This is a genomic window from Cohnella soli (assembly GCF_042655525.1).
In the GTDB taxonomy this organism is placed as follows: Bacteria; Bacillota; Bacilli; order Paenibacillales; family Paenibacillaceae; genus Cohnella; species Cohnella soli.
The window spans coordinates 164,652-182,760 of record NZ_JBHSMI010000002.1 but is presented as its reverse complement, the minus strand read 5'-3'; the positions used below and the strand labels follow the sequence as shown (position 1 = coordinate 182,760).

9 protein-coding genes are annotated in these 18,109 nt (G+C 48.4%); 1 reads left to right on the top strand and 8 read right to left on the bottom strand.

Annotation, left to right across the window (positions count from 1 at the left end; all coding sequences use genetic code 11):
• Window positions 1–20: 20 nt before the first annotated feature.
• The 8 genes from ACFPOF_RS01175 to ACFPOF_RS01140 all read right to left on the bottom strand — a co-directional run bounded on the left by ACFPOF_RS01175 (window position 21) and on the right by ACFPOF_RS01140 (window position 11,884).
• Entirely contained in the window at window positions 21–2,486 is a 2,466-nt protein-coding gene (locus tag ACFPOF_RS01175; protein WP_378128795.1) for a response regulator, read from the bottom strand.
• A 203-nt stretch (window positions 2,487–2,689) separates the two neighbouring features.
• Entirely contained in the window at window positions 2,690–3,505 is an 816-nt protein-coding gene (locus ACFPOF_RS01170; RefSeq protein WP_378128793.1) for a hypothetical protein, read from the bottom strand.
• Window positions 3,506–3,658: 153 nt separating this feature from the next.
• Window positions 3,659–5,290, bottom strand: coding sequence for a glycoside hydrolase family 13 protein (locus tag ACFPOF_RS01165; RefSeq protein ID WP_378128791.1), 1,632 nt, complete (start codon window positions 5,288–5,290; stop codon window positions 3,659–3,661).
• A 376-nt stretch (window positions 5,291–5,666) separates the two neighbouring features.
• On the bottom strand, window positions 5,667–6,830 hold the full coding sequence (gene nagA, locus ACFPOF_RS01160; protein ID WP_378128789.1) for an N-acetylglucosamine-6-phosphate deacetylase: 1,164 nt from the start codon (window positions 6,828–6,830) through the stop codon (window positions 5,667–5,669).
• Window positions 6,827–8,794 carry an alpha/beta hydrolase family protein gene (locus ACFPOF_RS01155; protein WP_378128787.1) on the bottom strand — a complete coding sequence of 656 codons (1,968 nt, stop codon included), beginning with the start codon at window positions 8,792–8,794 and terminating at the stop codon, window positions 6,827–6,829. Before ACFPOF_RS01155 ends, nagA begins: the two co-directional genes overlap by 4 nt.
• A 19-nt stretch (window positions 8,795–8,813) precedes the next feature.
• Window positions 8,814–9,554 (bottom strand): glucosamine-6-phosphate deaminase, encoded by a 741-nt coding sequence (locus tag ACFPOF_RS01150; protein WP_378128785.1) that lies wholly within the window; start codon window positions 9,552–9,554, stop codon window positions 8,814–8,816.
• 15 nt (window positions 9,555–9,569) lie between these two features.
• Entirely contained in the window at window positions 9,570–10,793 is a 1,224-nt protein-coding gene (locus ACFPOF_RS01145) for a Gfo/Idh/MocA family oxidoreductase (RefSeq protein ID WP_378128783.1), read from the bottom strand.
• A gap of 50 nt (window positions 10,794–10,843) precedes the next feature.
• Window positions 10,844–11,884 carry a LacI family DNA-binding transcriptional regulator gene (locus ACFPOF_RS01140; protein WP_378128782.1) on the bottom strand — a complete coding sequence of 347 codons (1,041 nt, stop codon included), beginning with the start codon at window positions 11,882–11,884 and terminating at the stop codon, window positions 10,844–10,846.
• A 318-nt stretch (window positions 11,885–12,202) separates the two neighbouring features.
• On the opposite strand from ACFPOF_RS01140, the gene ACFPOF_RS01135 reads away from it, so the two are divergent.
• Entirely contained in the window at window positions 12,203–18,043 is a 5,841-nt protein-coding gene (locus ACFPOF_RS01135; RefSeq protein ID WP_378128780.1) for a phosphodiester glycosidase family protein, read from the top strand.
• Window positions 18,044–18,109: the final 66 nt, after the last annotated feature.

The window sequence follows — 18,109 nt, the reverse complement described above, 5'->3', positions numbered from 1 at the left end:
CCACTTAACCTCCTTAACAATTAAGGTATTATATTATTTTCCAATATGCGTTGCAGTGTGCTTGTTAGCTGTTTAAGATCAATAGGCTTTGTTAAATACCCTTGCATGCCGGCTTCGAGCGCCTTTCGTTTCGTATCTTCCATCGCGTCCGCAGTCATCGCAATAATCGGCGTATCATTCTGAGGATCCAACTCTCTTATTGTACGTGCAGCTTCATAGCCATCCATTAAGGGCATCTGCAGATCCATGAGCACGACATCGTATTTTTTGGCTTTAATCATTTCTATCGCTTCCAGCCCATTATTAGCCACATCCACTCCAAAACCGGCTAATTTAATCATTTCTATCACGACGATTTGATTAATTTCATTATCTTCTACAAGTAATAGTTTTATATGCTGCGAGATCACATTCGCTGCAACTTCCTCATCAGCTATTGATATTTCTTTCATGATTGGGGTTTGTGGTTTAAACAGACTGACCATTTCCTCATATAGCTGTAATTGACCAAGCGGAAAAAATAAACATTTGTCTATATTTTCTGATGCCTGTATCTCTTGCATTTTAGTTTCATGAAATCTGCTTACGAGTACAATCTTGGGCTTTGGAGAAAAATAGTCCGACTTGATTGTTTCGGCCAACCTGGTGATATCCGACCCTTGCAGTTCCACATCGATCAGAACCAACTCATAATGAGGATGGCGACTGCATGCTTTAATCGCCTCTTTCTCATTAGCCGCTATCGTTATGCTAGAGCGAAATTGCCCAAATTGATTATTTAATACACTCTGCATTTCCGGATTATCGCTGATGAGCAGTACGCGAAGACGCTCCAAATCACCGCCTCGATCGAAGTCAACAAATGGCTCTTCACTACAATCAAAGGGTGCTGTGACTACGAAACTGCTGCCCCTATTTGCCTCACTGTTAACTTCGATTGTCCCTCCAAGGAGCTCCACCAGATTTTTAGTGATGACTAGGCCAAGACCGGTTCCGCCATATTTTCGCGTCGTTGACATATCCGCTTGAGAAAAAGGGAGAAACAATTGGCGAAGTTGATCTTCTGTCATCCCAATTCCCGTATCACTGACTTCAACCCGGAGGAGGGCTCCTTTATTTTCGTTTGCCTGGATGCCCACGGAGACGGCAACGACTCCGCTCTGAGTAAACTTGATCGCGTTGTTTGTTAAGTTCAACAAAATTTGATTTAACCGGAACGGATCTCCCTTCAGCTTCTGGGGAACGCGATGATCCACATCAAAGCGCAATCGTAAGCCTTTCTCGGACGCACTGAGGCTTACGATATTTGAAAGATTACTTAATACCTCATACAAGTCAAAATCAATTTCCTCCAGCTTCATCTTGCCTGCTTCCATTTTCGAAAAATCAAGGATATCGTTAATAATGCCTAATAAGTTGGTAGCCGATAAGATGCTCTTACCTACATAATCTTTCTGTTGGTTTGTTAACTCGCTGTGCTTAAGCAATAAATTAAACCCCATAATCGCGTTCATCGGGGTTCGAATCTCATGACTCACATTCGCAATAAATTGACTTTTTGCTTGATTCGCAATATCCGCGATTTCTTTGGCCTCGCGAAGCAACATATTTTTATTTTCTAACTCGATCGTTCTCTGCTCGACTAATTCCTCTAAATTCTCTTTATAGTGATGAAGCGCATCCTCCGCTTCTTTACGTCCTACGATCATCTGATTGAAACCCATGATGAGAGCCCCAACTTCATCCGACGATTCATAATAGCCCTTCACGGTCAAATCGCCTTGTTGTGCGTCGGCCATCAATTTCCTCAGCTTGATGATTGGTCGCGTTATATAGTTCGAGATAGCCAGACCAAGCCAAGTGCACAAAATGAAAGCCAGCATCGTGACCAACGTGGTGATGGTTATACCTCCACGATAAGCTCTAACCGTATCATCGTAAAAGGCTTGAGCATCCTCTTCATTAAAGCGTACTGCATTCTCCAAGCTTTTAATCATTTCTTCGCGGTTTGTTTTGTAGCGGGCCGTATACTCCTTATAGGCCTCGTCTTTGCGCCCGGCATTGGTCAATGTATCCATTGTTGTTTTCGAGGCATTATTCGTCGGAATCAGACTTAAAAAATGTTTGTACTGCTCCTCTGCTCTAGGAGACAGTGGTATCGTTTCCAGTTGGCTGCGAATTGCCCGGTTACTCGTTCGTTGATCATCAAACTGTTGTTGAATATGTACGCGATCAGGATCACTTTCCGCAAGAAGCATTTCGAGCTGCAGTGCATCGATTCGGGCATTTCCAAATAAAAGTTTGACGATTAAGCTGCTCGGCATTAACTTTTCCATATACAATGCATGGGCCTTACTCTCCATCTTGTGCATAGCAAATATTCCGGCACCGCCAACGACAATCATGAGGGAAAGAGCAACTCCGAGTAAAATAAGCACCTTTGTTCTCACTTTTAAATGTTTGATTAGCTCCGAAACAAACCTCATGATTAATCCCCCAAACGAATAAACGACTCCTTCTGCGAAAATTCGACATCACGTTAGAAAAATCCTCCGTCGTGATTGCCATAGAGGTTCTACCAACTCTTCTGTAGCGCAAAAAACGAGAGCCGAAGCTCCCGGGCTGTGTCCAATATATTTCGGCAAGGGAATATACGTCTACCACAACAATCGTACCAAAGAAGCCCCTGTTAATAGCTGTTAACGGGGTTCTTTTCGGCGGTTTCTATAAAACGATGCGAACTTGCGTCCCAAGTGTATCCAACTGATATGAATTCTTTTGATGAAGATTTTATTGTTTGTCCATGAATGACGTCCGTTTGTTCATAACCGGAAACATCGATCTCTGGGATTGAATGATTATCGTTCATGCCTTGACTGACAACTACAAAGTTTTGAACAAGCTTCCATCTTTCTTCATTACCGTTTTTCAGCATATGCGGCGCTTCATAAGTGACCGTATCCAAATCAAATGCAATTTGCGCAGTACTACCTTGAAGATAAATTAACTGAGTATGGTTGATTCGTCTTGTGCCGGCGCTATTATATGATTCTACGCTCAAAAGGGGTTCTTCTGCTCCAAACGCATCTGTTCTCCAGGAAATTGCCGTTATATCACGGCCAAAGGCTCCAGAAAAAACAGGCTTCCATTCATTAGGCTTTTCTGAATAAAACACGACAACAACCGATGCGCCAACACCGTCCGAAATCCATGATACGTTGTAATGATCGCTATAAGATACATTGGTCGACGGCTGATTTAAGTAATCTTCTAAAGAAATTCGAAGATTGTCCCGATAAGACTTCGCCATATTATAAGTGACTTGTTTAATTTTATTGAGATAGGGTTTGGAGTCGACTGAGTCTTGTGAAATTTCAAAAGAAACTGTTGGGGAAGTAGGATATGCGGGCTTAGTGGATGACATTTCGGATAGGTTTTGTTCATGAGACTGTGTGCATCCAGCTATTAATACGCCTAACAGTGGCAAAATAATTGCAGATTTCATGGACTTCCCTCCGTATATAAGTACAAAGCGCCCATCCTAATCTAGAAACCCACGGGGCTCCCGTGGGTTTTGTCATTCTACATGATTGAGCACATGCTTCGGAAACGAAATGGCCGATTCCGTCGATGTGACGTCTGTTGAAGTTACGGAGTACTAGACCAACTCAACCGCAAACGCCTCGAATGGCTGAAGCTCTAGCTGCGTAAAGTCCGCTGCGGTTCTGTCATAGTTAGCGATAATGATCGCTTCGCTACGCCCAAGTCGCGGGACGCTGGCCGATATCGCCGTGCCGCCGAAGTTAGCCGCAACCGCCCACGTACGTCCTTCGTACCGACGGATGTACAGGAATAGCTGCTCCGGTCCTTCCTCGATCAGTTGGTAGTCGCCCCATACGACAATCGGATTGGCTTTGCGGAGTGCGATCAGTTGTTTATACGTATGGAAAATCGAGTCCGGGTCAGACAGCGCGGCGGCCGCGTTGATAGATGAGTAGTTAGGATTTGCCCGCAGCCACGGCGTCCCGGTCGTGAAGCCGCCGTTCGGCGTATCGTCCCACTGCATAGGAGTACGAGCATTATCCCGTCCCTTGGCATTAATGGAAGCGATGATATCCTCACGGGAAAATCCTAAACCAAGCCGTTCATGATACATGTTGATCGTCTCGATATCCTGAGCCTCTGCGATATCCGTGATCGGGCAGTTGGTCATTCCCAATTCTTCGCCTTGATAGATATATGGCGTTCCCTTCATGAGATGGAGAAGGATAGCGAACATTTTGGCGCTCGGGACACGCAGTGCGTCATCGTCTCCCCAACGGGATACAATGCGCGGCAGATCATGGTTATTCCAGAACAGGCTATTCCAGCCCTGATCCCCTAGCTCTGTCTGCCATTTGCTCAATATGCGCTTCAGATCGCCTAGCGGCAGCGGCTTCAAATCCCACTTGTCCTTGCCTTCCTGCTGGTCGAGCATAATATGCTCGAACTGGAAAACCATCGACAGTTCCTTCCGCTTCGGATCGGAATACTGCTTCGCGATCTCCGGCGTTGCTCCCCACGTCTCACCGACAGTCATGACGTCGTATCGACCGAACGTTTCACGGTGCATGTCCTGCAAGTATTCATGCAACTTCGGACCGTTGCCGGTAATCTCTTGATCCGGAATTTTGCCGACAAGGTCGATGACGTCCATTCGAAAGCCGCCGACGCCTTTTTCCAGCCAGAAATTCATGAGGTTCCATACTTCTTGCCGCACTTTCGGGTTTTCCCAATTGAGGTCGGGCTGTCGCTTGCTGAACAGGTGCAAGAAATACTGTCCGGTACTTTCGTCATACTGCCATGCGGAGCCGCTAAATGTCGACCGTAATCCGTTCGGTTCCCCGCCGCCTGGTGCCGCGTCGCGCCAAATATAGTAATCGCGATATTCATTGTCTCGGCTCCGCCGCGATTCAATGAACCAAGTATGCTCATCGGAGGTGTGATTGACGACCAGATCCATCACGATCTTAATGCCGCGCGTATCCGCCTCGCGTATAAGTTCGTCCATATCCGCCATCGTCCCGAATTCGTCCATAATGTCGCAATAGTCGCTGATGTCATAGCCGTTGTCATCGTTCGGCGACTTGTAGACCGGGCTAAGCCAGATCGCGCCGATCCCTAGCTCTTGTAAGTAATCGAGACGTTCGATGATTCCTTGCAAATCGCCAATTCCGTCCCCGTCGGTATCCTGAAAGCTTCTGGGGTAAACCTGATAGACGACCGTCGATTTCCACCATTTTTCGTGCATGGGTTTCGCTCCTTTGGTTACCCTCGATCTCGCATTCGAAATCTGTAGGACAGATTGCTATGGCTTGACTTGTTTCATCAGTCCGACCAACCGCATCAACGTGCCGCAAAACCCCTCGAATGACAGGCGGAAGTGGTCATCAATGTCATTGTCACTGTTAAGTGGCAGTTGGTCAAGAGTATAACCGCTTGTTTCGAGGATGACTGACTTAGCGATAAAGTGGGATGTGTGTAAATCCACAATCAAAAGAGCTTTGTCACAGAAGTACGGTAACAAAGCTCTTTTTCATCCGCGTGAGGACGAGGCTTTCTTAAAGCCATATCAATCCGCTTCAAATTGTTTCTTCTCCACCCATGGAGATTCCCTCCCAGAGAACTCAATCCGCGTTATACACGCTTCTCCCCGCCAACACGGTTTCCATTACCCGGACTTTGCCCTCATTTGGATCAAATGAAAATAAGGTCATATTCGCCGGAGCTCCCTTTTGCAAGCTGCCGTAATGCTCGAGTTTCATTGCTGCTGCCGGCCGTTTCGTTACCATCTCGATGGCTTCCACAAGACTCAACCCGACATATTTAATCGCATTTTCAATGCCTATGGGAACGGATAGAGCAGAGCCAGCCAAGATCGAGGGATTATGTTTCGTATGGAGTCTGCCGCTTTCGTGTAAAACGACTTCTCCGCCGATGACGCTGGTGTATTCGCCTGGCGGCATACTCGCGAATTTGACTGCATCACTCACCAAGATGGCTTTATCTCCTTTACTCCGGATCATGGCCTTCAAGGTATTGGGAGACAAGTGATGACCGTCGGCAATAAAACATCCCCATAGGCGATCCTCTGCCAGCTGGTCCCATATATAATTCGGGTGACGCGGCAGTATCGGATGTGAACCATTGCCTAAATGGGTAGAAACCGTTGCTCCGGCAACAACTGCCGCTTCTATTTGTTCCGTTGAGGCTTGGGTATGTCCGATGCTCACGACAATCCCTTCCTGGACTAGCTTCGAAATAAAATCCACCGCTCCCTGTTTTTCAGGCGCCAGGGTGACCAGCTTTATTTGATTTCCTGCAGCTTGCTGCCATTGATGAAATTGATCTACATCCGGATCGCAAATATATTGAAGCTCATGAGCCCCGCGCGGACCGTCTTGTTCAGCCAAGTATGGACCTTCCAAATGGATGCCGAGTACGCTGTTTCTAACTTCCTCGCTGGACTCGCAAGCTTTTGCTATTATCGTCAGCGCGTCGGATATTCGCCGAGAGCTGCCGGTAATGACCGTTGGCAAATAATTCGTTACCCCAAGCTTCCACAATTGGTTCGTAACGCCAAGTACATCCTCTTCCGAAGGATGCTCCGAATTAAAATCAAATCCCGCCAAGCCATTCACCTGCAGATCAATCCAACCGGCTGAAATCCACGGGACAGGTTCGTTGGGCAAATCTGACTCCGCCAATTGTGTTACGGTCTCGATGACACCGTTAATGACATTAACTTGAATAATAGCCCCATCCTCAACTCGCTTGCCGATCCACTTCATAGGCCTAATCCCCTTTCCTTGGACCATTCTGCCAAATCGGGCAGATCAAAATATTGAAGCATCCCAGGCAATATTAAACCTGCTACATCATACTTGTCGAAATCGCGCGATTTTACGAGAGAGGCTACACTTTCCATGCCATCCTCTACCTTCAGCTGTTTGACACGTTCATCGAGTACAGTCGCCAGTTGGGCAAATAAACTGTATCGGCCTTTCGCATATATCGTAAGATCATGGATAACCATGTCCGGCAATATTTCCGCAAGATCTAACGCCCGAAGCACGTCATAAGTACGCAAAGCCGCCAAACTATCATCGAGCCAAAAGAGATCAGTCGTCAATTTATAAAAAGTGCCGAAAAGCCCCTTCAAATCTCCGCCATTCACGGCATTGGGGGATAAAGCCCCGACTCCGGTCACATCCAGCACCATTACCGCTCTCCCGGTCGAGCAAGTTTCCCGAATCCAGGAAAAATGACCCCCGATTTTACGAGTGCCTTCCTCCCAAACCGCAATCGTCAAGGGAAGCTTATGATCCATATACGAGCAATCCCTGAACATTAACCCATGATTGAGCAATCCCTCTTGGCTCCACCACGCAACCGTGTGAACGGTTAGCTCATCAAGCTGTCCACGTTGAACCACACGGGGATTCAAGCTGCACGGTTTACGCCAAGCATGAACTTTGCCCTTAAGCCATATTAACGCTTTCTCTTTGCGCTCCGGTCCGGATAACCCGGCTCGAGTCGACTCAAACCCATCAAGGCGATCGACATTTTCCTCGTAGACCGCGCGCGCCAGTGCGTAGTCTTCACGGACTTGGCCACTCTGGGTACACCATAGAAGAGATGGATCGAGCGGCTCGATCTCTGAACTTATTTTCAATGGTCCCGGCGCTTCAGTAAGTAGATGTTTGGCAAAAAATGCGGCAGCTTGCTTGGCCATCGCTATCGAATATTTATGGACCTCGGGTTCTTCGAAATAAGATAGATGATCGCCTTTATGATGCATTTCCCAAAATCTTCGCGTTCTCTCTACCGTACTTCTTGTTCCTTCTATGGGAAAAAAATCGTAGGATGCAGCAAGGATGAGTACCGGACGCGGCACCATCGCCATCAATATGTCCTCATGATCAAATCCGGCCGCGGACAGCCCCGGCCAGATTTGTTCCGCATCCTGCGCTTGCCCGGCACCGATATAGGAGCGTCGATTCATGATGAAGGTCGCAGGAGCGGCTGCCGCAATTCTGGGATCGCAAATCATCATGAGCGAAGATTGCATTCCTCCGCCGGAATTACCGGTTACACCGATTTTAGCAGGGTCTACTTCCGAGCGCGTACACAAATAATCGACAGCCCGCATCGCATCGTGCACAAAATATCGGGCAAGGCTGTCCCCGACAAGCCAGCACTGTGTTCCGGCGTGATCGTGCTCGGGACATCCCCCTTCCACAATCGCTTTTCCCAAAGAGGGCTCGTAATAGCTTAACCGTTCCCCTTGCCCGATAGGATCGATAGCAAACACGACGAGACCCGCGCTCACCAAGTATTGGCACACAGTCTGGTATTCATCTGCGTGTTTTGCCGTGTCAAAATGACCGCATAAGAACAGTACCGCGCCGCGGGGGGAAGAGATTCCTTCGGGAATGTATAAGTTCGACGTCACATAGGTGTCGGGACGGGACTGAAAGATGATTTTTTCTATTCTGTAACCGTTGCATTGCACGACGCCGGTAACATGGGGTTGAAGCGGCGCATCGTTGGAAGGAAGACCGCCTAATGATTGCAGGAGCGCTTCCCTCATTCTTTTGTTGCGTTCTTCAAGCTGCTGTCTGCTATGCACGTTATCTCTGGCATGATCCCCTGCGTCAAATGCCGCCATCGAGCGGGTAAAGACCAATTGCTTCAATTGATCTTTCACATCGTAAAAATCAATATCCAAGCTTTCCAACTGATCAAGCTGCATGGTTATCTACCCTCCCATCTCACTTCGCAAGCGAATCCGTGAGTGACGCCGAATTTCGATCGAGGTAGAGCGTCCAGTCAGGATGCGTTTTTAGCATCGTTGCCGGAACTTGCGGAGTCGTATCGTTTTCCAGCGTTAATTTTACCGCGTTTGCCTTCACCTCATGAGGAACGCAGGAAATGATCACTTCGCTTTGCATGATTTGGTAGACCGTCATCGTAATCGCTTGTTTAGGTACATCGTTTAAAGTCGCGAACCAACCTTCTCCAACTTGCTGTTTTTTGCAGCCTTCATCCAGCTCGACAACGAAATAAGCTTCCTTTGTCGTAAAGTCCGCAGGAGGATCGTTAAAGGCGATATGGGCGTTTTCTCCGATGCCGATCAGAGCTAAATCGATTGGCGCCTTCCTGATTTCCTCGCTTAATTCCCGAATGTTCTCACTGACATCGCCTTCGCCATTAACAAAGTACGCACGATTCAGACCGACAAGATTGACGAATCGCTCTCGCAAATATTTGCGAAAACTCGCAGGATGACTTTCAGATAAGCCGACATACTCGTCAAGATGAAACATTTCCACCTTGCTCCAATCCAGATCGGACTGGACAAAGGCTTGAATAAAATCGAACTGGGAAGCTCCTGTGGATAAAACAATTCGGGCCTTTCCCCGCGACGCGATCGCCCCTCTGATCACTTCTGCCGCTTGTTTTGCCGCTTCAATACCTAACTGCGCGCTATTCTCCAATACTTTAACTTCCATGTCCATATTCCTCCCTTAAAATAGGTCTTCACCCAACAGTTCATTTATCGATACCGGCCGCTTGTCGGCAATGGAAATATTGGCAGCGGCTCCAACCAACAGCGACATCGCTCCCGCCCGGGAACCGGCCTGCTGTCCCAGAACATCGGGAACATCCCCTCTAAAAATCATCCGGCGCAGATGCTCATCGCCCCCGCCATGGTCAGCCAGTAGTTTCTTGGTTTCCGAAACTTCCAAATCCCCCTTGTTGTTGTAGATGGAAATATACTGGTTGGGGTCATTGCTCTTTGGACCGCTGGAAATTTCCTCCGCCTCGATCCTTCCTTTCGTCCCGTTAAATGTGATCTTCCAGCCCTCATAAGGGCAGTAAGCATTCAGAGAATAGGTAAGGAGCGTCCCTCTTGCATACTTCACGCTTAATGACATCGTGTCATAGATATCGATTTCTTCGCTAAATACGCACTGATCCCGGAAATAGCCGTCCTGCTGTTCCGCTTCGTAATATAACTGCTTCACCGTATCGTCAGCCGTAATATCAAAGTAAAACTCGCACGTATCTTTATGTTTGCAAGTCAGACACCGCTCGCCTCGCTCTTCTCTTGTCGGGCCGTAAAAATGTCTCGCCCCCTGAGCATAGACGACTTCGGGTTCATCATGAAGCCACCAATTCACCATATCAAAATGATGCGTCGATTTGTGAACGAGAAGACCTCCGCTGTTCTCTAGCTTCCGGTGCCACCGGCGGAAGTAATCCGCGCCGTGACTCCTGTCCAAAGACCATTCCAGGTTGACGCTAAGAATATCGCCGATTGTCCCCTGACTGAGTAACTCTTTGATCCGAACGACGTAGGGCATAAACCGGCAGTTGAACGTCACCGTCACTTGCTTGCCTGCCGCCTTTTCCGCTTCCAGAATCGCCCTGCATTTGGACGCCTCCATCGTCATCGGCTTTTCCGATATGACATCATAACCTGCCTGAAGCGCCCGGATAATGTATTCGTCATGCAAACTGTCCGGGGTCGTAACAATCACGCCATCCGGATGGGTATCGCTAAGCATGCCTTCAAAATCGTCATACACCGGGACATTTCCGCAAGATTTGCTCATGAATTCCGCCCGGATCGGATTCACGTCGTAAATACCGACAAGCTCCGCTGCGTCTTTCAGTTCGCTCGTTAGCGGTTTGGCGAACATCCATAACCCTCTGTTGCCTGCACCAACAATTACGTATTTTTTCATTGTTCCTCACCTCTTATAGTAATCGATTTCTTTTAGAAAAATAACTGCCCTTAATCGGGCGGTGCAGCGACGCTTTGCCGTTCAATGAGCTTAGGTTGAAGCATAATTCCCATCTCCTGCTCTTTTTCGCCATCCAATATATCGAATAGCATGGAACAAGCCAGTTTGCCCATTTCGTAGTCCGGTTGGCGCACTGTTGTTAATGCAGGCGTAACCATTCGGGAAAATTCGATATCGTCAAAACCGATAACGGACATCTCTTCCGGAACCCGGACGCTTTGATTAGCCAACTCATTGATGACGCCAAAAGCCGTCATATCATTGCAAGCGAAAATCGCAGTCGGTCTATCCGCCAAAGCAAGCAGTTCGCAAGTCAATCTTCGACCGTTCTCATACTCAGAGATACCGCTGTAATCGTTCATCTCCCCCTCTACTCTCACCCATTCGGGGTTCCGTTCAATCCCAGCTTCCCTGAGCGCATCCATATATCCCTCATAAACCGATTTGCGGCTTGGTCTATCCAATGGTGCCGTCACATAAGCAATTTTGGTGTGCCCTTTCTTCAGAAGATGCCGGGTTGCCAAATACCCGCCCTTTCTATAGTCAAAGCCCACTTGGCGAACGTGATCCAGATCGATCTGTTGGTCAATCGCGATAACTTTAAGCCCCAGTTTTATATAATCAGATAGCGTGTTCTGATCCGGGGAAATCGAGGAAATGATCAATCCCTTGATTTGTTTCTCAAAGATCGTCTTCACGTACTCATTCTCTACTTTGGAATCCTGAAGCGTGTTGCACAGCATGACCTGAAAATCATTTTTGCGAGCCACCTCTTCGATCCCCAGCATGACCGATGAATAAAAGGGGTTGGTAATCGTCGGGACAATGACCCCGATCATCCGGCTTTGCTTCGTTTTCAACTGTTTGCCCAGCATGTTCGGTACATAAGCCATATCTTTCGCCGCTTGTTGAATCTTCATCTTAAGCTCCGAACTAACCGGATAATCGCTGTTGCTGAGCACTCTCGACACGGTAGCTGACGACACGTTCACCGCTTTGGCAATATCATGGATCGTAACGGATTTATGCAAACTGTTCACCACTCTTCGGAGCTATAGAAATCGATTACTATGAATTAATATATCATAAATGAAGTGTATGTAAACAGTAACATTGAAGGTTACCATACATATTTTTCCTATCATTCTAGCGACATCCCTTCCTACACGCATCTGAGATAACAGTTTGGAATTAATATAAATAGAGATTAATCTGCCATTTGCGTTAACACTCCCGCCTTATCATTTAATGGTTGCAGGAAAGAGAGGGGGCAGTTGAAACAAATCGTTTCTATATCTTGCTCAATTTATCAAGAGAGTCAACATGATAAGAAGAGGTGTAGAAAGAAGATGAAACAGGTTTATCGATTGAAAAAAAGCATTGCTTTGCTGCTTTCCGTATTGTTGCTGATCATGTATCAGCAGCCTTCGCAATTGGCCGCCGCTATGAGTTTGCCTTCCACCGCATTCGGTCAGGTGCTGGATATGCGCCAAACGGAGCTTGCGCCGGGCGCTGCGTATACTTGGTATGATATGAAGACTGACCGAGGATTGGAGAAGGCGCATTTTGTCGAATTCGATCCGAAAAATCCGAACCTAGAGCTGCAAGCGGGAACGAAATCCGGCAAAGTATACGGCATGCAGGGCGTTACGCAAATGGCTGCGTATTCGGATAAGCCGGGCAACCGGGTTATTGCCGGGATAAACGGAGATTTTTATGATTTGACCGGTTATTCCACCGGCGTTCCAAGCGGTTTGTTCATGGATGGCGGTCGCATCCTGAACAGTTCCGTTTCTTCTTATGCATTCGGGCTGAAAAATGACGGAACGTCAATTTACGGATCGCCAATGCTAATGAAGACGATTACCATTAATGGAACGACTTCGAACTTGACGCATATTAACCGTTATCGCGAAAACAATCAATTGGTTCTTTATACGACCGATTATTATACATCTACCAAAACGACCGACCTCGGGGATGAAGTCATTCTGGATATTCTCGACGGGGAAGTGAAAAGCGGTCAGACGATGCACCTGAAGGTAGCCCAAATCCGCAAGGATCAGGGCAATGCTCCTTTGACAAGCGGACAAGTCGTGTTATCCGCTTCGGGAACGGCCCGCTCCATTCTATCACAGCTGCAGGTTAATGATGTCATTACCGCTATTTTTGCTTTGGACAACGCATGGCAGGACGTTAAAGTAGCGATCGGCGGCCAAGGTCCATTGATCAAGGATGGCGTCGTACAAACAAACGTCGGACCCGAAGGGGTTCATCCTCGGACAGCGATCGGCACGAAAGCGGACGGCTCGATCGTCATGTTCGAAATTGACGGCCGTGCGCCGGGCTTCAGCGAAGGCGTTGAAACGGTTGAGTTGGGTAAAATCTTGAACGATCTTGGCGTCATTAATGCCATGAACCTTGACGGCGGCGGTTCGTCGACATTTGTAGCCAAGCTTCCAGGCGAATCTTCGGTCAAAATGCTGAACCAAGGTTCAGACGGCGGCGAACGTCAGACGGGCAATGGCTTGCTGCTTGTCAATAAAGCGCCGGAAGGCGACGCGGCGAAGTTCGTCGTTAAACCGAATATGGAACGCGTGCTCGTTGGCGCATCCATTCCGCTTAAGGCCGCAGCCGTTGACGCGAACGGACATCCGGCCGCTTTTGCCGGCACTCCGGTTTGGAATGCGGATCCATCGCTTGGATCGATTGACGAGAATGGAAAGTTTACTGCAGGCGCAACTGCGGCGTCCGGCAGTATCAGCGTAACGTCGGGAGCTCTAAGCGGCACCGGGGAAATCGAAGTCGTGGACAAGCTGACGGCGCTTCAGTTCCCGGACGTGGTGAAGACGTTCGACTCCAGCGCAATTTCTGCTTTGAAAGTAAAAGCGCTTCGGAACGGCCAGGTGATCCAGGCCAACAACAGCAATTTCGAATGGCGCGTCGAAGGCGATATCGGAACCATCGATACGAACGGCGTATTTACCGCAACCGCGAAGAATGACCAGAAGGGCAAAATCTTCGTCAAATTCGGCGATATTGAAACTTCGATGGACGTCAATGTCGGCATTCCGCCGGTTGTATTGGAAGATTTCGAGAACGGCATCGACAAGTATACAGCAACCGGCGCAACGTTTAACTCCGTTAATGTCAGTCTGGAAACAAACGAAGACTTTGTCCGTTTCGGCAATAACTCGTTGAAATTGTCGTACGATTTTGTCGGCAAAACGGGAACTTCAGGAGCCTATTTGTCTTTCAAAAATCCGACGGATCCGGCTTCCCGTATTCAAGTTCCGGGATATCCGGAAAAGATCAGCATGTGGGTCTACGGCGACGGCAAGAAACACTGGCTTCGCGGACAGATGAGGGATGGCAATAACGCAGCCTTCGCTATCGATTATACGGACCAAACGACAGGAGTAAACTGGACCGGATGGAAATATGTCGAGGCAACCGTTCCAAAAGGCAAAGTTACACCTCTTACGATGGACCTGCCAGTCCGTTATATGGAAACCAGCAATGCCAATAAGACGGCAGGCGCTATCTATGTTGACCAGATTCGGGCGGTTTACGGCCCGCTCGATGAAAACAGGACGCCGCCGATTCTGAAAAATCCGTATCCGGCCGAGGACGGTACGGTTAATACGGCAACCCCGGATATTCGTGTCATCGGCGAAGCCGCCAACTACGATAAGCTTACGCATCCGGGCACGACGTTGATCGATCCCGATAAAATCCGTGTTTACCTCGACGGTGCATTGGTCAACCATGGGCTGTATCCGCCGGAAGGACGAATTACGTACAAACCGGCAACGCCGCTTGTCGACGGCGTTCATAAAATCAAAGTTTCGATCCGGGATATGGAAGGCAACCAGACGATCAACGAATGGAGCTTTATGGTCAACACCGGGGCGCCCAAATTCGTCTACGCAACTCCAGCCGATATCTATGCAGGAGGAACTTACACTCTTGATATCAAAGGCGAGAAAGTAAACAAACTCAAGGGCGGCCAAGTGGAGTTCGGTTTCGATCCTGCTATTGTCGAGAACTTGAAGGTCATTAAAGGGACGAAAATTACCGATGCCCAACTGCAGCCGGTAATAAACGAAGCGACCGGGAACGTTCAAATGACCTTTGCGGATCTGGACCAATCGGCTTTGAACGATTCGGATATGATCGCGCAAGTGCAATATACCGTTAAGCGCGATGTCATCGGGCTGTTAATGGTCGATGAAGCCTTGAATGACGTATCGCGTCTGAATACGATCGAATACAAGTCGGGCTCGATCGTTAAGACGGATGGTGCGGGATCCGCATACAATGGGCCGGCGGTTAAATCGACGGTCAAAGCCCAACTGCAACTGAATTGGAATAACAGCGCTATTGGCGTAGGCTACCCAGCTTCTTTCATCGTCACCTTTAAGAATGGTACCGCGGCTGAAGGCGCCAAGCTGCTGATTGATGGCGTTGAAGCAGGAGATGCGGTAACGGGAGCCAACGGTTGGTTGACGACTTTGGAAGCGACCAAATCCGTTAAATCGTATAAAATACAAGCGGTAAAAGACGGACAATACAGCCCGGTAATGAATCTTAAGGTTCAGGCTTTAGCGGGGGCAGCTATACCTCACAATATCAATGTCACGATGGGCGACAAACCGACCGTATCCCGAAACTTTACATGGCATACGCATCCGGATACGAAGGAAACGGTTGTCGAAATCGTCAAACAATCGGAATTTACGGATTTTAACCAAAGTAACGTAAAGAAATTTAATGGCGACAGCTTCATCTACAACACGGACAGTGCCGGCACGCTTCGCGTCCATAAAGCGTCGGCGGTCGATCTGGAGCCGGATACGGCTTACGTGTACCGTGTCGGTGACGGCAACGGCAATTACAGCGCGCAAGGCACCTTCAGAACGTCTCCCATATCCGGAGACGTAACAAAATTCCTATTCATCGGCGATTCCCAGGCGGCCGACAAAGCCGGTTACGATCTGTGGGGAACGACGCTTCAGAAAGCGTTGGACTTTATGCCTGATCCCGATTTCATAGCGCACGCAGGCGATATGGTTGACAAAGGCTACGAAGAAAAGGAATGGAACATGTTCTTTGGTTCCGCCCAAGTGAACTTGATGAAAAACACTTTCGTTCCGGTCATTGGCAACCATGAAGTCATGGGCTTGTATGGCAATAGCGATTATGTGGCTCACTTCAATAATCCGCAGAACGGTTTGGACGGAGTGAAAGGCAGCAGCTTTTCATACGATATCAAGGATGTTCATTTTGTCGTTCTTAACAGCGAGGGAATGTACGACGAGCAGAAAGAATGGCTTAGCAATGATCTAAAAAATACGAATAAGAAGTGGAAAGTCGTCTTCTTCCACCGCGGACCGTATGGCAGCATCTATGATACGCAGATCGTGCGTGACAAGTGGACTCCGATATTTGACGAATACGGCGTCAACCTCGTCATGAACGGCCATGATCATGTGTATTTGCGGTCATACCCGATGAAGGGGGACCAAAAGGTCGCTTCTGGCGAAGGAACGGTCTATGTCGTCGGAGGAGCTTCCGGGTCGAAGTTTTACCCGCTCACGGAGAAGCCGTTCCAAGAAGTCACATTTGCGGAACAGACGCAAATTTATACAGCTGTCGAAATCAACGGCAACAAAATGACAGTCGTGGCCAAAACGGTAGACGGTCGGGAAGTGGATCGCTTCGAATTGACGGCCAAACCGCAATCGGTCCAACTTGATCGGACGAATGTTTCGATGAAAACCGGAGAAACCGCCAAGTTGAACGCTTCCGTCATGCCGAGCGAAGCCAACCAGAATGTTTCGTGGTCGGTCGTTAGCTCCAGTCCGGAGGGCGTGGTCAGCGTGGATCAGCAAGGTACGGTGACCGCTTTGAAACCGGGTACGGCAATCGTCAGGGCGACTAGCGCAATCGATTCTGTGTTTAATGAAACGACAGTAATCGTTAAGAAGGCTGACGATCAGGGCGGAAACGGCAACGATAATAATCAAGGCGGAAAAGACAATCCTGGCGATAAGGACAAACCGAAACCCGAGGACGATCAAGGGCGTCTCGTGGTTAAAGCAGACGATTTGAAAAATGTCGGCGGCAAAGTCGAGATAGAAAGTAAAGTCTCCCTTAACGAATTGATTTTGCCTGGAAATGCTGTGGAACTGATCGGGAATGCGCCAATTACGATCAAGGCTTCTAATATGAACATCACCATTCCGCCGCAAGTGCTTCAGTCCTTATCGGGATTAGTTGAAGCCGGCGAACAAAGCGAAAGCTCGATTTCGCTGAAAGCTTCCAAAGTAGAGGCGGATCAAGCCGATCGTCTGATATCGACGGCAACGCAAAAAAGCAAAGCCAATGTGAGCGCTGCTGGCGACATATTGAACTTTACGTTGCACATTGTTATGAAAAACGGGCAAACGAAGCAGCTTAGCGAGTTCTCCGAGCCGATTACGATTGCCTTGAAGGCCAAACCAAATACGAACAAAAAGCTGGCCGGCATCTATTACATTTCCGATAGCGGTGATTTGGAGTACATCGGCGGTACATGGAAAGACGGCTTCCTGACTGCAACAGTTCACCATTTCAGCAAGTATGCGATTCTGGAGTTCAACAAAAAATATTCCGATGTTCCATCGGCTCATTGGGCTAGCGACGTGATTAGCGAGTTATCTGCCCGGCATTTGATCCAAGGCGTGAGCGCAAGCAGCTTTGATCCGAACCGCAACGTATCAAGAGCGGAATTTGCCGCGATGCTGGTCCGAGCTTTGGTTCTCAAAGGCGAAGCAGCCTCGTCGTTTACAGACGTGCCCGCAAGCAAATGGTATGCGAATGAAGTGGCGCTGGCCGTTAAAGTCGGCATCGTAAATGGCATCAACGCAACCGAGTTTGCTCCGGAAGCACCGATTAAACGCCAGGAAATGGCGGCAATGATTGTAAGGGCATATGAATATTCCCTCGGCATACAAGTCGCAAACTCCAAGAAAACCGGTTTTATAGACATCGGTTCCGTTCCGAAATGGGCCGAAACGTCTATACAGTCGGCAGTCGAAGCGCGACTGATGAACGGACGCACCAATTCCCAGTTCAAACCGCTTGAGTCGGGCACTCGTGCAGAAAGCGCCCAATTGATTTACAACTTGCTCTCCGTTAAGAAATAATCATATATAACGGACCAATCTGCTTTCCTTTGGATTAGGCCACTCCCCAATTTGCTCCACATAAAA